The sequence below is a fragment of the Hwanghaeella sp. LZ110 genome, from assembly GCF_048892525.1.
Taxonomy (GTDB): Bacteria; Pseudomonadota; Alphaproteobacteria; order UBA8366; family Aestuariispiraceae; genus Pacificispira.
Window position 1 is genome coordinate 175862 of record NZ_JBLZHT010000006.1, and the last position, 15713, is coordinate 191574.

The window sequence follows — 15713 nt, forward strand, 5'->3', positions numbered from 1 at the left end:
TCCAACCACAAAGTGCCGTCATTCCCGCGAAGGCGGGAATCCAGGGCCGCATCGCACCAGTCTTCGGGCCGCTCTGGACCCCGGATCACGTCCGGGGTGACGAAGATAGGGGCAGGCGGGTTCCTCATGGGCGCAGGATCACGGGAGGAAATCAATGACCGCCCTTCCCTCTCAGACTCAGAAAAAGCTGGGCCTTGTGATCGATCTGGACATTTGCGTCGGATGCCATGCCTGTGCGGTGAATTGCAAGGAATGGAATACCGGTGGGCACAGCGCGCCATTGCCGGACAATGACCCCTATGGTGCGGATGCGTCGGGCGTATGGTTCAATCGCATCCACAGTTTTGAAGTCGTCCCGGAAGACGGTGGCGACAGTCGCATGGTGCATTTTCCGAAATCCTGCCTGCATTGCGAGGACGCGCCCTGTGTCACCGTCTGCCCGACCGGCGCGTCTTATAAGCGCGAAGAAGACGGGATCGTTCTGGTCAATCCCGATACCTGCATCGGCTGTAAGCTGTGCAGTTGGGCCTGTCCCTATGGGGCGCGGGAATATGATGACGATGCCGGGATCATGAAGAAATGCACCCTGTGCGTGGACCGGATTTATAATGAAACCCTGCCAGCGGACATGCGGGTTCCGGCCTGTGTATCGACCTGTCCGGCCGGGGCGAGGTCCTTTGGAGATTTTGGCGATCCCGACAGCGCGGTTTCCAAACTGTCTGCGGCCCGTGGCGGCTATGCCCTGATGCCGGAACAGAATTGCAAGCCCGTGAACCGATATCTGCCGCCGCGCCCGCGCAAATCCGTGGCGGAAGAGGCCATGGGCGGCGCAGGCCTGACCCCCGTGGCCGACAGCAGTGCCGGCGTCATGGCCCGGTGGCTCGATAAAATTCTTTCCTTATGAGGCGTTGTTATGCATCCGGCTAAATCGGTCATCTTTTTTACCACCGCATCGGGCGCAGGGTATGGCGTGTTGATTCTGTTCATCCTGATGGACATTGCAGGCCTGATTCCCGGTGGATGGGATGTCACGCTGATCAGCCTTGGTGTCGCCCTGGGTCTGATCACAGCGGGACTGTTATCGTCTACCGCCCATCTGGGTCATCCCGAACGGGCCTGGCGGGCCATGAGTCAATGGCGAACATCCTGGTTAAGCAGAGAGGGCCTGTTCGCCCTCATTACCTTTCTTCCCGTCCTGATCTATGGCGCAGGGCGGTTGGTCTATCCCGATATGACCACCCCCTGGCAGCCTGCAGTCGCTGCGCTGTCGGTCGCCCTGGCCCTTATCACGGTCTATTGTACGGCGATGATCTATGCCTCCCTGCGGCCAATTCCGGCCTGGTCCAACGGATGGACGCCGGTCTGTTACCTGACCCTATCGCTTTCCAGCGGGGCGGTCCTGCTAAATGCGCTGTCCTTCTTTCTGGGCTTTGCCAGCGTATTTTTGATTTTATTCAGCATTGTTTTGTTGTTGGCGGGGCTGATCGCGAAAGTGATGTATTGGCAGTCCATCGCATTGGCCAGCCCCCGATCCACTGCCGAAAGTGCGACGGGACTGGGCGGCATGGGCTCGGTGAAACTATTCGAGGCACCCCATCAGGGGGATAATTACCTGATGACGGAGATGGGGTTTAAGGTCGCCCGCAAACACGCCGCACGGCTGAAGCGATTGGCGATCCTGTGGGGCTTTGTCTTCCCCATCATCGCGATCTTTCTGACTCGCTATAGCGAAGGCGCGATCACCATTGGCCTGTTGGCGATATCCGTTCTGACCGCCGCGGTCGGCCTGATCGCGGAACGCTATCTGTTCTTTGCAGAAGCGAAACATTCCGTGACCCTGTTCTATGGCGAAAGCGCGGTCTGATAGTGTGGTGCGTGATTATTTGGAAGCACCACACTACTCCGTCTCTGACGTGCCGCCGATGCGGGCAATGCGCAGCAGATTGGTTTTGCCCGGTGTGCTGAAAGGCACACCCGCCGTGATCACGATGCGGTCCCCGATATTACCAAAACCGTCAATTTTCGCCTGATGGGTTGCGGTTTCCGACATATCGTCCAGGCTGGCGGCATCGGGCACCCGGGCAGGATGAACTCCCCAGACCAGCGCCAGACGCCGGGCGGTATCATCGCGCGGTGTCAGCCCCAGGATCGGTGCCATCGGGCGTTCCCGGGCGATGCGCAATGTCGTTGATCCTGATGTCGTATAGGTCGCGATTGCATTCACATTCAGCGTTTTCGCCATTTGTGCAGCGGCCGTCGCCACCGCGTCTGCGGTGGTTGGCTCCGGCTTCTGGCGCTGTGCCTCCATCCCTTCCCGATAGACCGAATCCCGCTCCACCCGTTCAATGATACGGTTCATCATCTCAACGGATTCAACGGGATAGTCCCCCACTGCCGTTTCTGCCGACAGCATCACAGCATCGGCCCCGGAATACACCGCCGTTGCCACATCGGACGCCTCTGCCCGGGTCGGGACCGGCCGTTCGACCATGGAATCCAGCATCTGGGTCGCAACCACAACCGGCTTCCCGGCCATACGGCACGCATTGATAATGCGCCGCTGCAGCACCGGCACGTCTTCCGGCGGCATTTCGACGCCCAGATCACCCCGCGCGACCATGATCGCATCCGCTGCGGCCACAATTGCATCCAATTCCGTGATGGCAGACGGCTTTTCCAGTTTCGCCAGAATACCAGCTTCCCCTTTGATCAGGGCGCGGGCTTCTTCGATATCTTCCGCACGTTGGACAAAGCTCAACGCAACCCAATCCACCCCCAGGCTGAGACCATATTTCAGATCGATCAGATCCTTTTCCGTCAGAGGCGACAGGGGCAACAGCACGCCTGGTACATTGACGCCCTTGCGTTCCGATAATGGCCCACCAACAGCGACGCGACATTCGGCAAATTCCGGCCCACAGGACGTCACCACCAGCCGGATGCGGCCATCATCCAGCAACAGTTCCGCATCCTTCTCCAGAGCCTGGAAGATTTCCGGATGGGGCAGGGTCACGCGGTTGATATCGCCGGGTTTGTCTTCCAGGTCGAGGCGGAACTGCATCTCCTCAACCAATTCAATCGGGCCATCCTTGAAGGTCCCGATCCGCAGTTTTGGGCCTTGCAAATCCATCATCACCGCAATGGGGCGGGCAAACTTCTGTTCCAATCCCCGAATGATGTCCAATCGGGCCTTATGTTCCGCATGGGCACCATGACTGAAGTTCAGCCGGAACACGTCCACGCCGGCTTCAAACAACGCCTGAATGGAGGCTTGGTCCCCGGTTCCAGGACCCAATGTGGCGACAATCTTGGTACGGTGCTGACGGCGCATGGCTGCGCTTCCCCTTTTTCGTGCTGAACATTCATAAGTGTCGTGTCGCCGCACTATAAGAGAGCGACGCGGTGTTTGCTTGCAAAAACCGCAGCCTTGGGTCAAATCATTTTATCGCCATTTCCACAGGGTGGAAAATAAGGAAATATCTGCCTTTATCCGGTTGGGTCGCTTCAGAGGGATATGCACGCATGGAAGAGAATGCCAAAGATCCGGACCACAAACCCAGGCGGGGGCGACCTGCCACAGGCCGGGATAGCGGAGGCGTAAAATCCAATGACAGTGATACCGGCGTCCGGTCTTTGAACCGCGCCTTGTCCCTGTTGGAAGATGTTTCGACCCAGCCCGAAGGGGCAGCGCTTGGGGATTTGGCGCATCGCGCCGGTCTGGCCCCGTCCACCGCACACAGGCTTTTGAAAAGTCTGGAACTGCGCCGGTTTGTTACCCAGGATGCGGAACGCGGACTGTGGTTCACCGGGGTTCAGGCCTTCATCACCGGCACTGGATTCCTGCGCAATCGGGATGTTGTCGCCATCGCGCGCCCCTATATGCATCGCGCCATGGAAGAAAGCGGTGAATCGGTGAACCTGGCCATTCTGGATGGGACCGAAACGATCTATCTGTCCCAGGTTGAAAGCCGCCAGATGATGCGCGCCCTTGCGCCGCCGGGTGGTCGCGCCCCGTTGCATGCCTCTGGCGTTGGCAAAGCGCTGTTATCCGGATTGAACCAACAGGCGGCGGAACAGCGCATCGCCAATCTGACCTTCACCCGATACAGCGATAAGACCATTCGGGAACCCGCTGCGCTGATGGCCAGTATCAAACAGGCAAAACTTCAGGGATACGCAGTGGATGACGAAGAACATGCTGTCGGGCTGCGTTGCCTTGCGGCCCCGATTTATAATGAATTTGGGGAACCGGTGGCGGCAATTTCCATATCCGGGCCTCTGGCACGGATTGAGGATTCGCGACTGCCGGTATTGGGCGAGCTGATCCGCAGCATCGCGCAGGACATCACCGCCGCCTTTGGCGGGGGGACGCCAGCTGGTCGGAACTGATGCCTGTTCCCTACTATCTTTCGGATTGAGCCGCCGATACGTCTTCGGTTTTCCACCGTCGCACCAGATCCGACTGGATGCCAAACAGATCCAGGACGCGCCCGACCGAATGATCGACCATATCGTCCAGACTGTCGGGCTTTGCATAAAAAGCCGGAACGGGCGGCGCGATGATGCCCCCCATTTCCGTCACGGTCGTCATATTGCGCAGATGAACCAGGGTCAGCGGCGTTTCCCGTGCCATCAGGACCAAACGGCGGCGTTCCTTCAAGACCACATCGGCAGCACGGCTGAGTAGATTTGCCGTCACACCGGTAGCGATTTCCGCCAGGGTCTTCATGGAACAAGGCGCAATCACCATGCCATCAGAGGGGAAGGACCCACTGGCACAAGGAGCCCCGACATCCCCGATAGCATAGGAAACATCGGCCAGTGCGCGCAAATCGCGCGGCTTCAGGTCGGTTTCATATGCCAGCGTCATCTCCGCTGCTTTGGACAGGATCAAATGCGTCTCAACCCCTGCGGTTCGCAGTGCCTGCAACAGCCGGATGCCATATACGACGCCAGAGGCGCCGCTGATTCCGACAACTAATTTGCGCTGCACCATCGATTTTCCTTCACATTCAAAGTGACTGTAGTAGGCTATTACATACCGCGTCTGGCGAATTATTCCAGTAGGGAGTGTTCGTCATCAAGAGTGCGGGACGGCGGGTTCCACTTGCCATTTGCAATGAGGCGCCTCGCCACAGGCCCAATCCCTTGATAACCGGCACGGTAACGTGAGGTAACGCATTCTCAGTAATGGGTTGCCGGGCGAGTGCTGAATCTGGCCTCAGGCATATAAGCCTGATTGGATTCGACACGCATCATTGATTGCTTTGCTCAAGGCGTCAGGAAAGGAGGCTCACTTCATCAGAAGAACCAGAACCCACCAATTTGGTGCATATGATTATGCTCTCTGCCTGGAAGTCAGGCGATTGGTGTTTCGGGTTTCGCCTTGGTGTCTTCCAATCGTTGATCGTGGCTTCGCTAACTCTGAACACTGGACCGTTATGGTCTTAACGTATGGGAGATTAGTCAAAAATGAGCACAGTTCACCGTATTGAAAGCCTGAAATCCAAACATGCTCAAATTGATAAGCGTCTTTCGGATGAAAGCGCGCGCCCGATGCCCGATGAAACAACCGTCCTGGCGCTCAAACGGCAAAAACTTCAAATCAAAGATGAAATCCAATCACTGACGGCGCATTGACGCCTGCATTTAAGGGTAAACACCCTTAAATGCGTGTATGATCGACGATGCGGTCGGTCCAATGACCTTTCAATTTGGACCGACCAACCGTCCCCCAAACGACGATGTTGGCACCTATGTGTCAATTTGCCACAGGCTTTTTTACAGCCACTTCGTGTTCTGGCATACCATATGCAACTTTTCAAAAAGCCCGTAAAAGGTGAATACCCGAATATTCACCGATTCAATTCTCTTTTTACGCGGTATTGCTGTCGGCAGCATCATTGTGATGGTATTTTTTGAGGAGGCTGGAACTTCTGGATCAAGGCGATTATTATAAAAAATGAGTAAAAAGCCGGCAATTTATTTCTCGCAAAGGTTTATAAATTTCTAAATTGATATACATATATAGTAAAGGTTGTCATTCTGCTTCTAAAAATAGTGTTTTGTAGAAGTATTTAATTTTAGATATTTTTTACTAACTAATAAATAGTGAGAAAAAAACTTAAACAATTTGAAAAGAAACAGAATCCTTGACTGAATGGCGTTTAGACATTTTGTAACAGCGTGAAGCAAGATCTGCTTCGTAAGTGTGGCGTGGATTGTGCATCCATGTTGCTGTGGTTGGTTATCAATAGTTCGCACAGCACCCGACCCCGGTGTAAGCAACTTAGAAAAGGTGGACAAATGCCTCATCCTGTAGACGTAACGGTTGGCAACCGTGTTCGCGAAATGAGAATTCGCAAAGGCCTCTCCCAGCAAGCCTTGGGAGAACAAGTCGGTGTAAGCTTTCAACAGATTCAAAAATATGAACGGGGCACGAACCGAATGGGGTCGTCACGACTGATTCAAATCGCCGATGTACTGGACGTGCCCGTATCGACCTTCTTTGAAGGCCTGGGCAAGTCCGAAGCGACCAATGTAAGCAGCGCCAGTGAAGAAGGTCCATTGAATGTCAAGGCGTCCAAAGTTGCCCGTGACTGGCAGCGCATCGGGGACGAGCGGTTACAAACCAAAGTCGCCGAGATGATGCGGGCCTTATCCCGGGGCTAGAGCCCTCTGCTGATTATCTAGATCCGTCTCCCATTTATACTGTCGGATATGAACCAACGGCGCGCTGGCTGAATTGATGTCGTAATCAAAAGCCGGTGCGCGTGGTTCCCGAACGCAAATGGGCGAGATACTGTGCCGCATAATCACACCCGACCAATTCAGTGAAAAGACCCATCAGACGTTTGGTGACCGGACCCGCATGGCCCAGGTAACTGCGTCCGTTCAGGCTTCTGACGGGGCACAGACATAAGCTGGTCGACGTGAAAAAAGCCTCTGACGCCGTCGCCGCCGTGTGGAGCGATACATCCTGTTCTGAGACATCGATCCCGTTATCGCGGCACAGGTCCAGCACCACGGCGCGGGTGACACCCGGCAAAATATTGTCTGCCTTGGGCGTGATGACACGGCCATCCCGGACAAAGAAGACATTGCACCCAACGCCTTCTGCCAGATTGCCATTCATATCCAACTGCAAAGCCCAGGCGCCAGGCTTGATCGCCGTGACCTCCCGCTGGGCCAGCATCGGATTCATGTAATTATTGATCTTCGCATTGGGGCTTAACGCGTCCGGCGGCACCCGTTTCAGGGGCGCTATGACGGCTTCAATCCCATCCCGAAACATTGCGGCCCTGGCCCGCAGAGGCAACGGGGTACATTCAATCACAATTGTTGCACCGTCTTGAATGGGCGGCTCTCCATCCAGGCCTATGACACCGTTGGAGATACGCTGCGATACCCAGTAATCCTCATCGGGCCCCAGCAGGGCACGGTTGCGAGCCACGACTTCTTCGGTCGTATCCATAATCTCCTGCCGGTCCATCTGAATTTCGATACGGGTATAGGCCAGGCTTTGAAACAGTCGATCCACATGCTGTTCCAGTCGGAAAATTTTGCCCTTGAACGTGCGCGCCGTATCAAAAACGCAATCGCCATAGACAAAACCGGAATCCCGAAAGGACAACAAGGCCCGGCTTTCCGGTAAAAAAGCCCCATTCAGGTAGACACAGCGTTCATTCGCGCGGGTTTCCATATCAACGCCCCCCTAAATCTCAGCCGTGCGGTCGCGCAGGGCAAATTTCTGCACCTTACCCGTGGACGTCTTTGGCAAAGGGCCAAAGACAACATGCCGGGGACATTTAAAATGTGCCAACCTGTCTCGAGCGAAAGCAATGATTTCCTCTGCACTTGCTGTTTCTCCGTCCTTCAAGGTCACAAAGGCGCAGGGCGTCTCCCCCCATTTCTCATCAGCCTTGGCGACCACAGCGGCCTCCAGGACCTTTGGATGGCGATACAGCACCGTTTCCACCTCGATGGTGGAGATATTCTCACCCCCGGAAATGATTACATCCTTGGATCGATCCTTTAGTTCGATATAGCCATCGGGATGCCAGACCCCCAGATCGCCCGAATGGAACCAGCCGCCGGCAAAAGCCTCCCGCGTCGCCGCTTCGTTCTTCAGATAGCCACGCATCACCACATTGCCCTTGAAGAAAACCTCCCCCATGGTGACGCCATCCTTAGGCACCGGCTCCAGCGTTTCTGGATTGGCAACCATCAAGGCCTCCAGCACATGATAATTCACACCCTGGCGGGCCTTCAGCCGCGCGCGCTCCTCCGCATCCAATACATCCCAGTCAGAGTTCCACTCACACACAACCGCCGGACCATAGACCTCTGTCAGGCCATAGACATGGGTGATGTGAAATCCTTCCTCCTCCATTCGTTGCAGGACGGAGGCGGGTGGCGGGGCCGCTGCGGTCATCGCTTCCACCGTTTGCGGCAGGATGCGCTTATCCTCCGGCTTTGCATTGACCACCATGTTCAGCACAATCGGCGCACCACAAAAATGCGTTACCCCCTGATCCGCGATGGCATCAAATATCGCCTTTGCCGAAACCTGCCTCAGGCACACGCTGGTCCCGCCAATCGCCGCCAAGGTCCAGGGGAAGCACCAGCCATTGCAGTGGAACATCGGCAGGGTCCATAAATACCGTGCCCCCGACCCCATCGTCCAGGTCACCACATTGCCCAGCGCCAGCAGATAGGCCCCCCGGCTGTGATAGACCACGCCCTTTGGGTTGCCTGTCGTGCCACTGGTATAGTTCAGACTGACCGCCTGCCATTCATCCGCAGGCGGGCCATAGGCAAACTCGGGATCGCCGGTTTCCAGAAACTGTTCATAAGTCATCTCCCCCAAGAACGGGCCAGGATTCCCGGCCAGGGGATCATCGATATCGATGACCAGAATATCGCGCCCTGCCTCTTCCAGTGCCGGCCCAACAATAGCGGCGAAATCCCGATCCGTGATCAGGACCTTGGCCTCCCCATGATTCAGGATGAAGGCGATGGTGGCGGAATCCAGCCGCGTATTCAGCGCATTCAGCACCGCCCCCACCATCAGCACCCCGAAATGCGCCTCATACAAGGCCGGGATATTGGGGGCCATGACAGCGACCGTATCGCCCAGACCAATGCCGCGCTGGGCCAGGGCGGACGCCAACCGGCAGCACCGCACCTCTGTCTCTGTCCAGCTATAGGACAGCGCACCGTGCACCACCGCTTCACGGTCCGGAAAAACCTGGGCCGCACGCTTTAGAAAACTCAGCGGTGACAAGGGCGTATGATTCGCCGGGTTCCGATCCAGCCCGGTCTCATAGATGCTCGGCTTTTCCATGCCCATTGGTCCGTTCCTCACCCTGGATTCTTATGCCACAAATTGCGGTCCCAAACAGTGCCCGATACGCCCCGTCCCTGCCAATCTCTTTCAGCAAGGCACCCCAAACCAGCCGCCTTGAGCCCACCGCATGACTTGGCTAATCCAACGCATAGGAATTGATCCCTTCCGCAGGATCCTATCTTGAGGCACGCCTTTAAGATGTGTATTCTCCAACACGGCGCATCCGCGATGACAACCGGGAAATCGCACGTCCGGTTCAGTTTGCACCAATGGTGCCATCTGCTACGTGGAGAGTGGCGTACCACCTTCGCGGATGCGCTACCCTCGCACCTGCGGTGCCTCTCAAGACATTTCAAACATACAAACGGCGCCACCATAACTTGAAACATTGCCCCGTTTAACCTAAGCTGAACCCCGGCGCATCCGCGATGACAACCGGGAAATCGCACGTCCGGTTCAGAGCGCATGGTTTTGCCATGCCGTCTGCTACGTGGAGAGTGGCGTACCACCTTCGCGGATGCGCCAGCCAATCACGACCGCTCTATAAAAGGCATCATATTTCTGTTCGATATCATTTTCCTTGAGCGTGCCTCCTACCCTGCATAGAGTCTCGCAACCACGGGGTGTACTGAAAGGACGCGGCGCATGGCGGTGGCAGAGGCGGCGAAGGTAGTGTTTCAGACAGCGCTGGCGGGCACTTTGGAGAGCAAGGGCTTCCGTCGGGTTTCTGACACCAATTATGTGATCGAAGGCGACGGCATCGAATGGCGCGTTGTCTTCGGGCCAGAATACAAGGACGCGCCCGGCACCTTTCTCGACGCGACCGGCATCTTCATTCCTGAGATCGACCGGCTCAATCTCGCCCTTCCAAACCAGACCAAACCTCTATCAGAGCCGATGGCCCGCACGAAGTACCGGGCGCATTTCAAAGATTACCTTAGTGGATTGACAGATCATCGCTTAAGCTCAGTCGACGACAAGAACTTCGATCCATGCTTTGTTAAGCTCGGGCAATCTCAAGAGAAACAAAGTCACTGGGATGCAGAAGATCAAGACTGGGAGGCATTGGGACATCGTATCGACAACTACTGGAAACTGGAAACTTGGCCCTGGTTGGAACACCGCCTTAGCCTGGAAACAGCGTGTGGTCCCTTGCCGAAAGAAGAGTGGCGGGCGAACGGCTTTCGGGGCTCCTGGGGTGATATATTAGGATGGTGGGTTTGCGGTCATAAAGACTATGTCATCGAGGAACTTGAAACGATCGAGCGGGATGCGAGACTCAGTGATGATGAAATCCGTCCCCTGATACGAGAACGCCTTCGGAGAAATAGTATACTGCCATTTGACTTGGTTCTTCGGCGCGTAAGACAAAGTGAGATCGATGAATGGCGAGATTATCGAGTTCGAGAAATGAGGCTCGCTCAAGATATTAAACGGGTTATTGGCTTGATTTAGCAAAAACTTAGTCTAGGAAAACCCAACAACGCCCACAATCCAATACTATAATCCAAGGCCTCCAGCGACCGTCTGTTACAATCACTGGAGGCAAGGATAATCTTATTCGGACTTAGAAGATGGCAATGTGGCACCTAGCATTGCTGACAATGCCAATAAGGGGATTGGATTGGACTTGCTACTCTGAGCTCGATAAGCCATCGCCCTTTGTAAAATTGTATCTGCTTCCTCCTTCGATAACTTTCCTTTTTTGACAACATTGCCAAGACGTTCAGTTAAGGAATCTTGTAGATACTTTGGATCAATTTGATCCAATCTAACACGAAGATACTTAACATCTTGAACACTGAATTTTTCGGCTTCTTTACCAATTAAAGCTCTTTTTTCCTTTGTACCAGTATCGTTAAACTTTTGGGATGGTTTCAACTCCGCCTTACCAGATTTCACTTCTATTGCAGTGCCTAGTTTCCTCTCATCAGGACGCCAAAAAATGCCCAACAAGTTATCGACACCTTCAGGCGTTGCTGCGTCATAAATTCTAGCACTCTCAGCAAGGTCATGCTTTTTACCCACAGCAAGGTATTTTCGTTCATCGACCACATTAAAACCTGCATCCTTCATTGCCTCAACAACCTCTCGCTCAGAACTGTCTCCCATAACACCATTCAGTAAGTTTTGTATTTTCTGCTTATTGGCTTCAGGTATTCCCTGAATCAGCTCCTTGGTATCGAAGGATTTGAACTTCTTGGGAAACTGACGTTCAAACTTTGCAAGGCGCACGCCCGCAACCAGTTTTCGGCCGCCTGCGGTGGTGCGCAGGCCGCGAACCAGGGCGGTGCGGGCGAGTTTGGCGACTTTCCCGACGCCTGGCGCGGCCCCCGCAACGGCCAATACGGCAAACAGACCGTTCTGACCGGCCAATTTCCAATCGCCCGCCTCAATTGCCTTGGTCATGGCAGCAAAATCAGTCACGGCATCCTGGGCGGAGCGGACCTCCCCGATGATGGGCAGCATGTCCAACAACAGGTCCCGCGCCAGCGCCAGATCCTCCGCACCGTCCAGCGCGGAACAGCAGATTCTTTGGTTCTACCTTGAGGTGCGACGCCTATTGGATTAATCTAAATTTTGGCGCATCCGCGATGACAACCGGGAATATCGCCGGTCCGGTTCAGTGCATGTGGGTTGCCGCATGGTCTGCTACGTGGAGGGTGGCGTACCACCTTCGCGGATGCGCCACCCTCGCACCTGCGGTACCTCTCAAGACATTTCAAACATACAAACGGCGCCACCATAACTTGAAACATTGCCCCGTTTAACCTAAGCTGAACCCCGGCGTATCCGCGATGACAACCGGGAAATCGCACGTCCGGTTCAGTGCATGTGGGTTGCCGCATGGTCTGCTACGTGGAGAGTGGCGTACCACCTTCGCGGATGCGCTGTTCATCTGCGGATGCCGAACTCTCCCTCGACATGAGTCATCAAACTTCTAATAGGGCTCATTTTCCTTGAGTGCATCCCCTGCCCTGCTTAGAGTTTGGCAACCACGGGGTGCATTGAAAGGATGCGGCGCATGGCGGTTGCTGAGGCGGCAAAGATTGTATTTCAGACGGCGCTGGCGGGCACGCTGGAGAGCAAAGGGTTTCGCCGGGTTTCCGACACCAATTATGTGATCGAAGGCGATGGCATCGAGTGGCGGGTCATCTTTGGACCGGAATACAAAGACGAGCCCGGCACCTTTCTCGACGCGACCGGCATCTTCATTCCAGAAGTCGACCGGCTCTGCCTCGCCCTGGAAAGCCAAAGCGCCCCGCTATCATTGCCTATGGCCCGTACCAAGTACCGAGCGCACTTTTCTTTTGAATGCAGTTCCATCATCGATCCTAAAAAACCCTACAATGAAAGAGAACATGACCCCTGTTACATTCCGGAACAAATCGGCAGCGATCGGCGTGGTCGTTGGGCGACTAAGGGAAAGGATTTGGAAGCACTGGGACAGAGAATAGATCATTATTGGCAACGAGACACTTGGCCTTGGCTAAGAGACCGCATGACCTTGGGAACCGCCTGCGGCCCCCTGCCTTCGATGGAATGGATTCCCGGAGACAGAAGGGGCACCTGGTTTGAGTTGTTACAATGGTGGGCCTGCGGTCACAGGGATTTGGTCATAAGCAAATTTTCAGATATGGAACGCGACGCAGCTCAGGATGACCACCAGATTTTTCAAATTCTTAAAGAAAAAAAACAAGTTGGTAGAAGTCTGTTCCTTGGTCAATTCATTCCATTTCTTTTTGGTGTTAAGGAGCAAAAAATTCGAGACTTAAGGCATCTTTACATGCAAAAGAATGAGCACATGCAGGAGATCATTGATTTGTTGAATGTAAGGCAAAATGTTGAAGAAAAAATGCGCGATTGGCGCTAAGCACCAACCGCGCACAACCAATACTACTCTAAAGTTTCAGCGGATATTGCGCCTCTGATCATTGCTGCAAGACCAATAACAGGAATTGGGTTCCTTTCACTGCTTTGAGCTTGATATGCCATTGCACGCTTAAGAATTATTTCCGAACTATACGGAGATAATTTCCCATTCCGAACGGCTGTATCCAGTCTTTTCTGTATAGCCAATTCAAGATGACGTGGACTGATCTGATCTAGTCGAACTCTCAGATATTTAACCGAATGGAGTGTGTACTCTTTTGCATCATGCGGCCTTGCCGTTGGCATCTCAAGAGGAATTGGTCCATCGTTTTTCCTTTGAGCAACATCCAATTTCGCGCTGCCTGACTTAACCTCATACGCGGTTCCAAGCTTATCTCTATCAGGTCGCCAAACCAGACCAAACAGATTATCAACCCCCTCAGGCGTTGAAGCATCATATATACGACTTCGTTTGGCAGTCTTATCAATTTTGCCGACAGCTCTCGCACCATAGTCATCATAGACATGAAACCCTGCCTCTTTCATCGCTTGCACCACCTCCCTTTCAGTCGCGTCCCCCATGGACATATTTAACAGAAGTTGGACTGCCTTCTGATCCGCCTCAGGTATTCCCTGAATCAGCTCCTTGGTATCGAAGGATTTGAACTTCTTGGGAAACTGACGTTCAAACTTTGCAAGGCGCACGCCCGCAACCAGTTTTCGGCCGCCTGCGGTGGTGCGCAGGCCGCGAACCAGGGCGGTGCGGGCGAGTTTGGCGACTTTCCCGACGCCTGGCACGGCCCCCGCAACGGCCAATACGGCAAACAGACCGTTCTGATCGGCCAATTTCCAATTGCCCGCCTCAATTGCCTGGGTCATGGCGGTGAAATCAGTCACGGCATCCTGGGCGGAGCGGACCTCCCCGATGATGGGCAGCATGTCCAACAACAGGTCCCGCGCCAGCGCCAGGTCCTCCTCGCGATCCGGCGCGTAAGCATTGACCAGAGTTTCGGCCATATCAGCCTTGCTGGCCCCTGATGCCTGCCCTTCGACAACGTCCAGCAGGGCAAGTTCCCGATCAATGGCTCCCTGATTACGGCTCCGACGGCGCGGCCCAAGCGACGTCTTATCGAACGCCCCTAATTCAGCCAGGCGACCTTCTATATCTTCGACACTCAGATCACCGGAAAGTACCTTGCGGATATCGTCTGCAATCGCCGGGTCTTGGGCCATGGCTTCTGCCAGGCGTTTGGTGCCAGTTGTGTCCAGGCCTTCCAGACGCACCCCGTCCCCAAAGTCCAGTACGGGCTCGGCGTCTGGCGCGCGCGTGATGGTGACCCCGGCTTTTTCTTTGGCCGCGGCATAGGTTTCCGACCCTTCGGCAAAGCGGCGCTTCTCAGCGGCTTCCTGATCCTGGGCGATGGCTCTGGCGATGCGGGCCTGGGCGGTGGGGTAATCTTCATCCTTCCGCTTTTGATAGCGCGCAGGATTATACGCCCCCGGATCACCAAGGCCGATCTTGGCCTGGCTAGACTCCAGTCCCCCCTTTTCCCCATCATTTGCCCCCGCATTCGCCCCCGCATTCGCCCCCACACTCGCCTGTTGCTCAGCGGCTTGCGCCCGATAGGCAGCAATTTCCCGATTGATGCCCGCATCAAACTGTCGGGCTGCCTGTGGATCGCTTTTGCCAACAGCCAGGCTGTGCAGGCGGGCAATTTCCCGCAATTCTGGAATGGCCGCCTCTCCACCGTCCTGCAAGGCGCGGCGGGCGTGATCGTAGTAATCATCATAGCGGGCGACCCTGGCCACGGCATCGGCCTCCCGTTGCAGCACCGCCTGGTCCTCTGCGGAGCGCGCCGGGCGCGGTGTCGCTGTGGAACGGATTGCCCCAGATACCGGTCGATGCGCCTGATCCAGGGGCTTATGGGCAACCTTGTCCACAGATCGCCCGGTTTCCTCAGGACGCGCACTATACCCATAGGGGTTCAGCACAGGCTCCTTTGGTGACACTGTCGGCTGGCTCTTTTCGGAAGGAGCGGTCCAGCGTTTGGGTTGGTCTGTCGGCTGGGACCCGTTGTCCCGTTCCGGGATTAGGGTCGATGGCTTCGGAAGGGCGGGCTGATTTTCATGCTTTGTCCCAATAGTCGTTCCAGCCTCTGCCCTGATCCGGGCCGCACCTTCGCCCCCGACAGAAATCGAGCGGGGCGTATAGGGTTGATAGCCTGTCGTCGGGTTAAGCCCCCTGTTTTCCAACCCTGGAACGGGCCCAGATAGCACACCAGACGGCACACCGGACAGCGAACCAGAGGACAGCGCACCAGGGGACGGTGAAGTCTTGGGCGTTTGGACAGTTGGTGCCTGCACTTTAGGCATTTGAATTGACGGCCCTGTGGCCGCAGGGGCATTCCACCCCATGCCAAAACTTGGCCCGGCCCCGGCGGCATTGCTGTTGACGGATTTGGGCGTTGGCGCCCCTTCTGAGGATCCCATC

The 15713-nt window shown here is 55.3% G+C and carries 13 protein-coding genes; 7 read left to right on the forward strand and 6 right to left on the reverse strand.

Annotation, left to right across the window (positions count from 1 at the left end; genetic code table 11):
• Positions 1-154 precede the first annotated feature (154 nt).
• Positions 155-904 (forward strand): 4Fe-4S dicluster domain-containing protein, encoded by a 750-nt coding sequence (locus ACOSDM_RS13995; protein ID WP_420725154.1) that lies wholly within the window; start codon positions 155-157, stop codon positions 902-904.
• A gap of 9 nt (positions 905-913) precedes the next feature.
• The gene (locus ACOSDM_RS14000) at positions 914-1864 is read left to right on the forward strand and encodes a dimethyl sulfoxide reductase anchor subunit family protein (RefSeq protein ID WP_420725155.1); all 951 of its coding nucleotides are present in this window, start codon (positions 914-916) and stop codon (positions 1862-1864) included.
• 33 nt (positions 1865-1897) lie between these two features.
• On the opposite strand, the gene pyk is transcribed toward ACOSDM_RS14000, so the two are convergent.
• Entirely contained in the window at positions 1898-3331 is a 1434-nt protein-coding gene (pyk, locus tag ACOSDM_RS14005; protein ID WP_420725156.1) for a pyruvate kinase, read from the reverse strand.
• Between the two features lie 191 nt (positions 3332-3522).
• Between pyk and ACOSDM_RS14010 the strand changes: the two genes are divergently transcribed.
• Entirely contained in the window at positions 3523-4389 is an 867-nt protein-coding gene (locus tag ACOSDM_RS14010) for an IclR family transcriptional regulator domain-containing protein (protein ID WP_420725157.1), read from the forward strand.
• A 13-nt stretch (positions 4390-4402) separates the two neighbouring features.
• Here the strand turns inward: ACOSDM_RS14010 and ACOSDM_RS14015 are convergent, their stop codons facing one another.
• Positions 4403-4996 carry a UbiX family flavin prenyltransferase gene (locus ACOSDM_RS14015; protein ID WP_420725158.1) on the reverse strand — a complete coding sequence of 198 codons (594 nt, stop codon included), beginning with the start codon at positions 4994-4996 and terminating at the stop codon, positions 4403-4405.
• Between the two features lie 476 nt (positions 4997-5472).
• Here ACOSDM_RS14015 and ACOSDM_RS14020 point away from each other — a divergent pair, with 476 nt between their 5' ends.
• Both ACOSDM_RS14020 and ACOSDM_RS14025 read left to right on the forward strand, forming a co-directional pair.
• On the forward strand, positions 5473-5640 hold the full coding sequence (locus tag ACOSDM_RS14020; RefSeq protein WP_420725159.1) for a YdcH family protein: 168 nt from the start codon (positions 5473-5475) through the stop codon (positions 5638-5640).
• 666 nt (positions 5641-6306) lie between these two features.
• The gene (locus tag ACOSDM_RS14025) at positions 6307-6672 is read left to right on the forward strand and encodes a helix-turn-helix domain-containing protein (protein WP_420725160.1); all 366 of its coding nucleotides are present in this window, start codon (positions 6307-6309) and stop codon (positions 6670-6672) included.
• Between the two features lie 85 nt (positions 6673-6757).
• Here ACOSDM_RS14025 and ACOSDM_RS14030 read toward each other — a convergent pair whose 3' ends face one another.
• Both ACOSDM_RS14030 and ACOSDM_RS14035 read right to left on the reverse strand, forming a co-directional pair.
• Entirely contained in the window at positions 6758-7702 is a 945-nt protein-coding gene (locus tag ACOSDM_RS14030; RefSeq protein ID WP_420725161.1) for an aminotransferase class IV, read from the reverse strand.
• 12 nt (positions 7703-7714) lie between these two features.
• Positions 7715-9346 (reverse strand): acyl-CoA synthetase, encoded by a 1632-nt coding sequence (locus ACOSDM_RS14035; protein WP_420725162.1) that lies wholly within the window; start codon positions 9344-9346, stop codon positions 7715-7717.
• A 648-nt stretch (positions 9347-9994) separates the two neighbouring features.
• Between ACOSDM_RS14035 and ACOSDM_RS14040 the strand changes: the two genes are divergently transcribed.
• Positions 9995-10804, forward strand: coding sequence for a hypothetical protein (locus ACOSDM_RS14040; RefSeq protein ID WP_420725163.1), 810 nt, complete (start codon positions 9995-9997; stop codon positions 10802-10804).
• Positions 10805-10906: 102 nt separating this feature from the next.
• Here ACOSDM_RS14040 and ACOSDM_RS14045 read toward each other — a convergent pair whose 3' ends face one another.
• Positions 10907-11818, reverse strand: coding sequence for a hypothetical protein (locus ACOSDM_RS14045; RefSeq protein WP_420725164.1), 912 nt, complete (start codon positions 11816-11818; stop codon positions 10907-10909).
• Between the two features lie 556 nt (positions 11819-12374).
• Between ACOSDM_RS14045 and ACOSDM_RS14050 the strand changes: the two genes are divergently transcribed.
• Complete coding sequence (locus ACOSDM_RS14050; RefSeq protein WP_420725165.1) at positions 12375-13223, forward strand: hypothetical protein; 849 nt, start codon at positions 12375-12377, stop codon at positions 13221-13223.
• 23 nt (positions 13224-13246) lie between these two features.
• Here ACOSDM_RS14050 and ACOSDM_RS14055 read toward each other — a convergent pair whose 3' ends face one another.
• Positions 13247-15712 carry a hypothetical protein gene (locus ACOSDM_RS14055; RefSeq protein ID WP_420725166.1) on the reverse strand — a complete coding sequence of 822 codons (2466 nt, stop codon included), beginning with the start codon at positions 15710-15712 and terminating at the stop codon, positions 13247-13249.
• Position 15713 lies beyond the last annotated feature (1 nt).

What these genes read in the sequence shown, in the direction of transcription:
- ACOSDM_RS14050 (WP_420725165.1), top strand. Translation starts at nt 12,375, where the DNA reads ATGGCGGTTGCTGAGGCGGCAAAGATTGTATTTCAGACGGCGCTGGCG.
- ACOSDM_RS13995 (WP_420725154.1), top strand. Translation starts at nt 155, where the DNA reads ATGACCGCCCTTCCCTCTCAGACTCAGAAAAAGCTGGGCCTTGTGATC.
- ACOSDM_RS14055 (WP_420725166.1), bottom strand. Translation starts at nt 15,712, where the DNA reads ATGGGATCCTCAGAAGGGGCGCCAACGCCCAAATCCGTCAACAGCAAT.
- ACOSDM_RS14015 (WP_420725158.1), bottom strand. Translation starts at nt 4,996, where the DNA reads ATGGTGCAGCGCAAATTAGTTGTCGGAATCAGCGGCGCCTCTGGCGTC.
- ACOSDM_RS14035 (WP_420725162.1), bottom strand. Translation starts at nt 9,346, where the DNA reads ATGGAAAAGCCGAGCATCTATGAGACCGGGCTGGATCGGAACCCGGCG.
- pyk (WP_420725156.1), bottom strand. Translation starts at nt 3,331, where the DNA reads ATGCGCCGTCAGCACCGTACCAAGATTGTCGCCACATTGGGTCCTGGA.
- ACOSDM_RS14025 (WP_420725160.1), top strand. Translation starts at nt 6,307, where the DNA reads ATGCCTCATCCTGTAGACGTAACGGTTGGCAACCGTGTTCGCGAAATG.
- ACOSDM_RS14000 (WP_420725155.1), top strand. Translation starts at nt 914, where the DNA reads ATGCATCCGGCTAAATCGGTCATCTTTTTTACCACCGCATCGGGCGCA.
- ACOSDM_RS14040 (WP_420725163.1), top strand. Translation starts at nt 9,995, where the DNA reads ATGGCGGTGGCAGAGGCGGCGAAGGTAGTGTTTCAGACAGCGCTGGCG.
- ACOSDM_RS14045 (WP_420725164.1), bottom strand. Translation starts at nt 11,818, where the DNA reads ATGCTGCCCATCATCGGGGAGGTCCGCTCCGCCCAGGATGCCGTGACT.
- ACOSDM_RS14010 (WP_420725157.1), top strand. Translation starts at nt 3,523, where the DNA reads ATGGAAGAGAATGCCAAAGATCCGGACCACAAACCCAGGCGGGGGCGA.
- ACOSDM_RS14020 (WP_420725159.1), top strand. Translation starts at nt 5,473, where the DNA reads ATGAGCACAGTTCACCGTATTGAAAGCCTGAAATCCAAACATGCTCAA.
- ACOSDM_RS14030 (WP_420725161.1), bottom strand. Translation starts at nt 7,702, where the DNA reads ATGGAAACCCGCGCGAATGAACGCTGTGTCTACCTGAATGGGGCTTTT.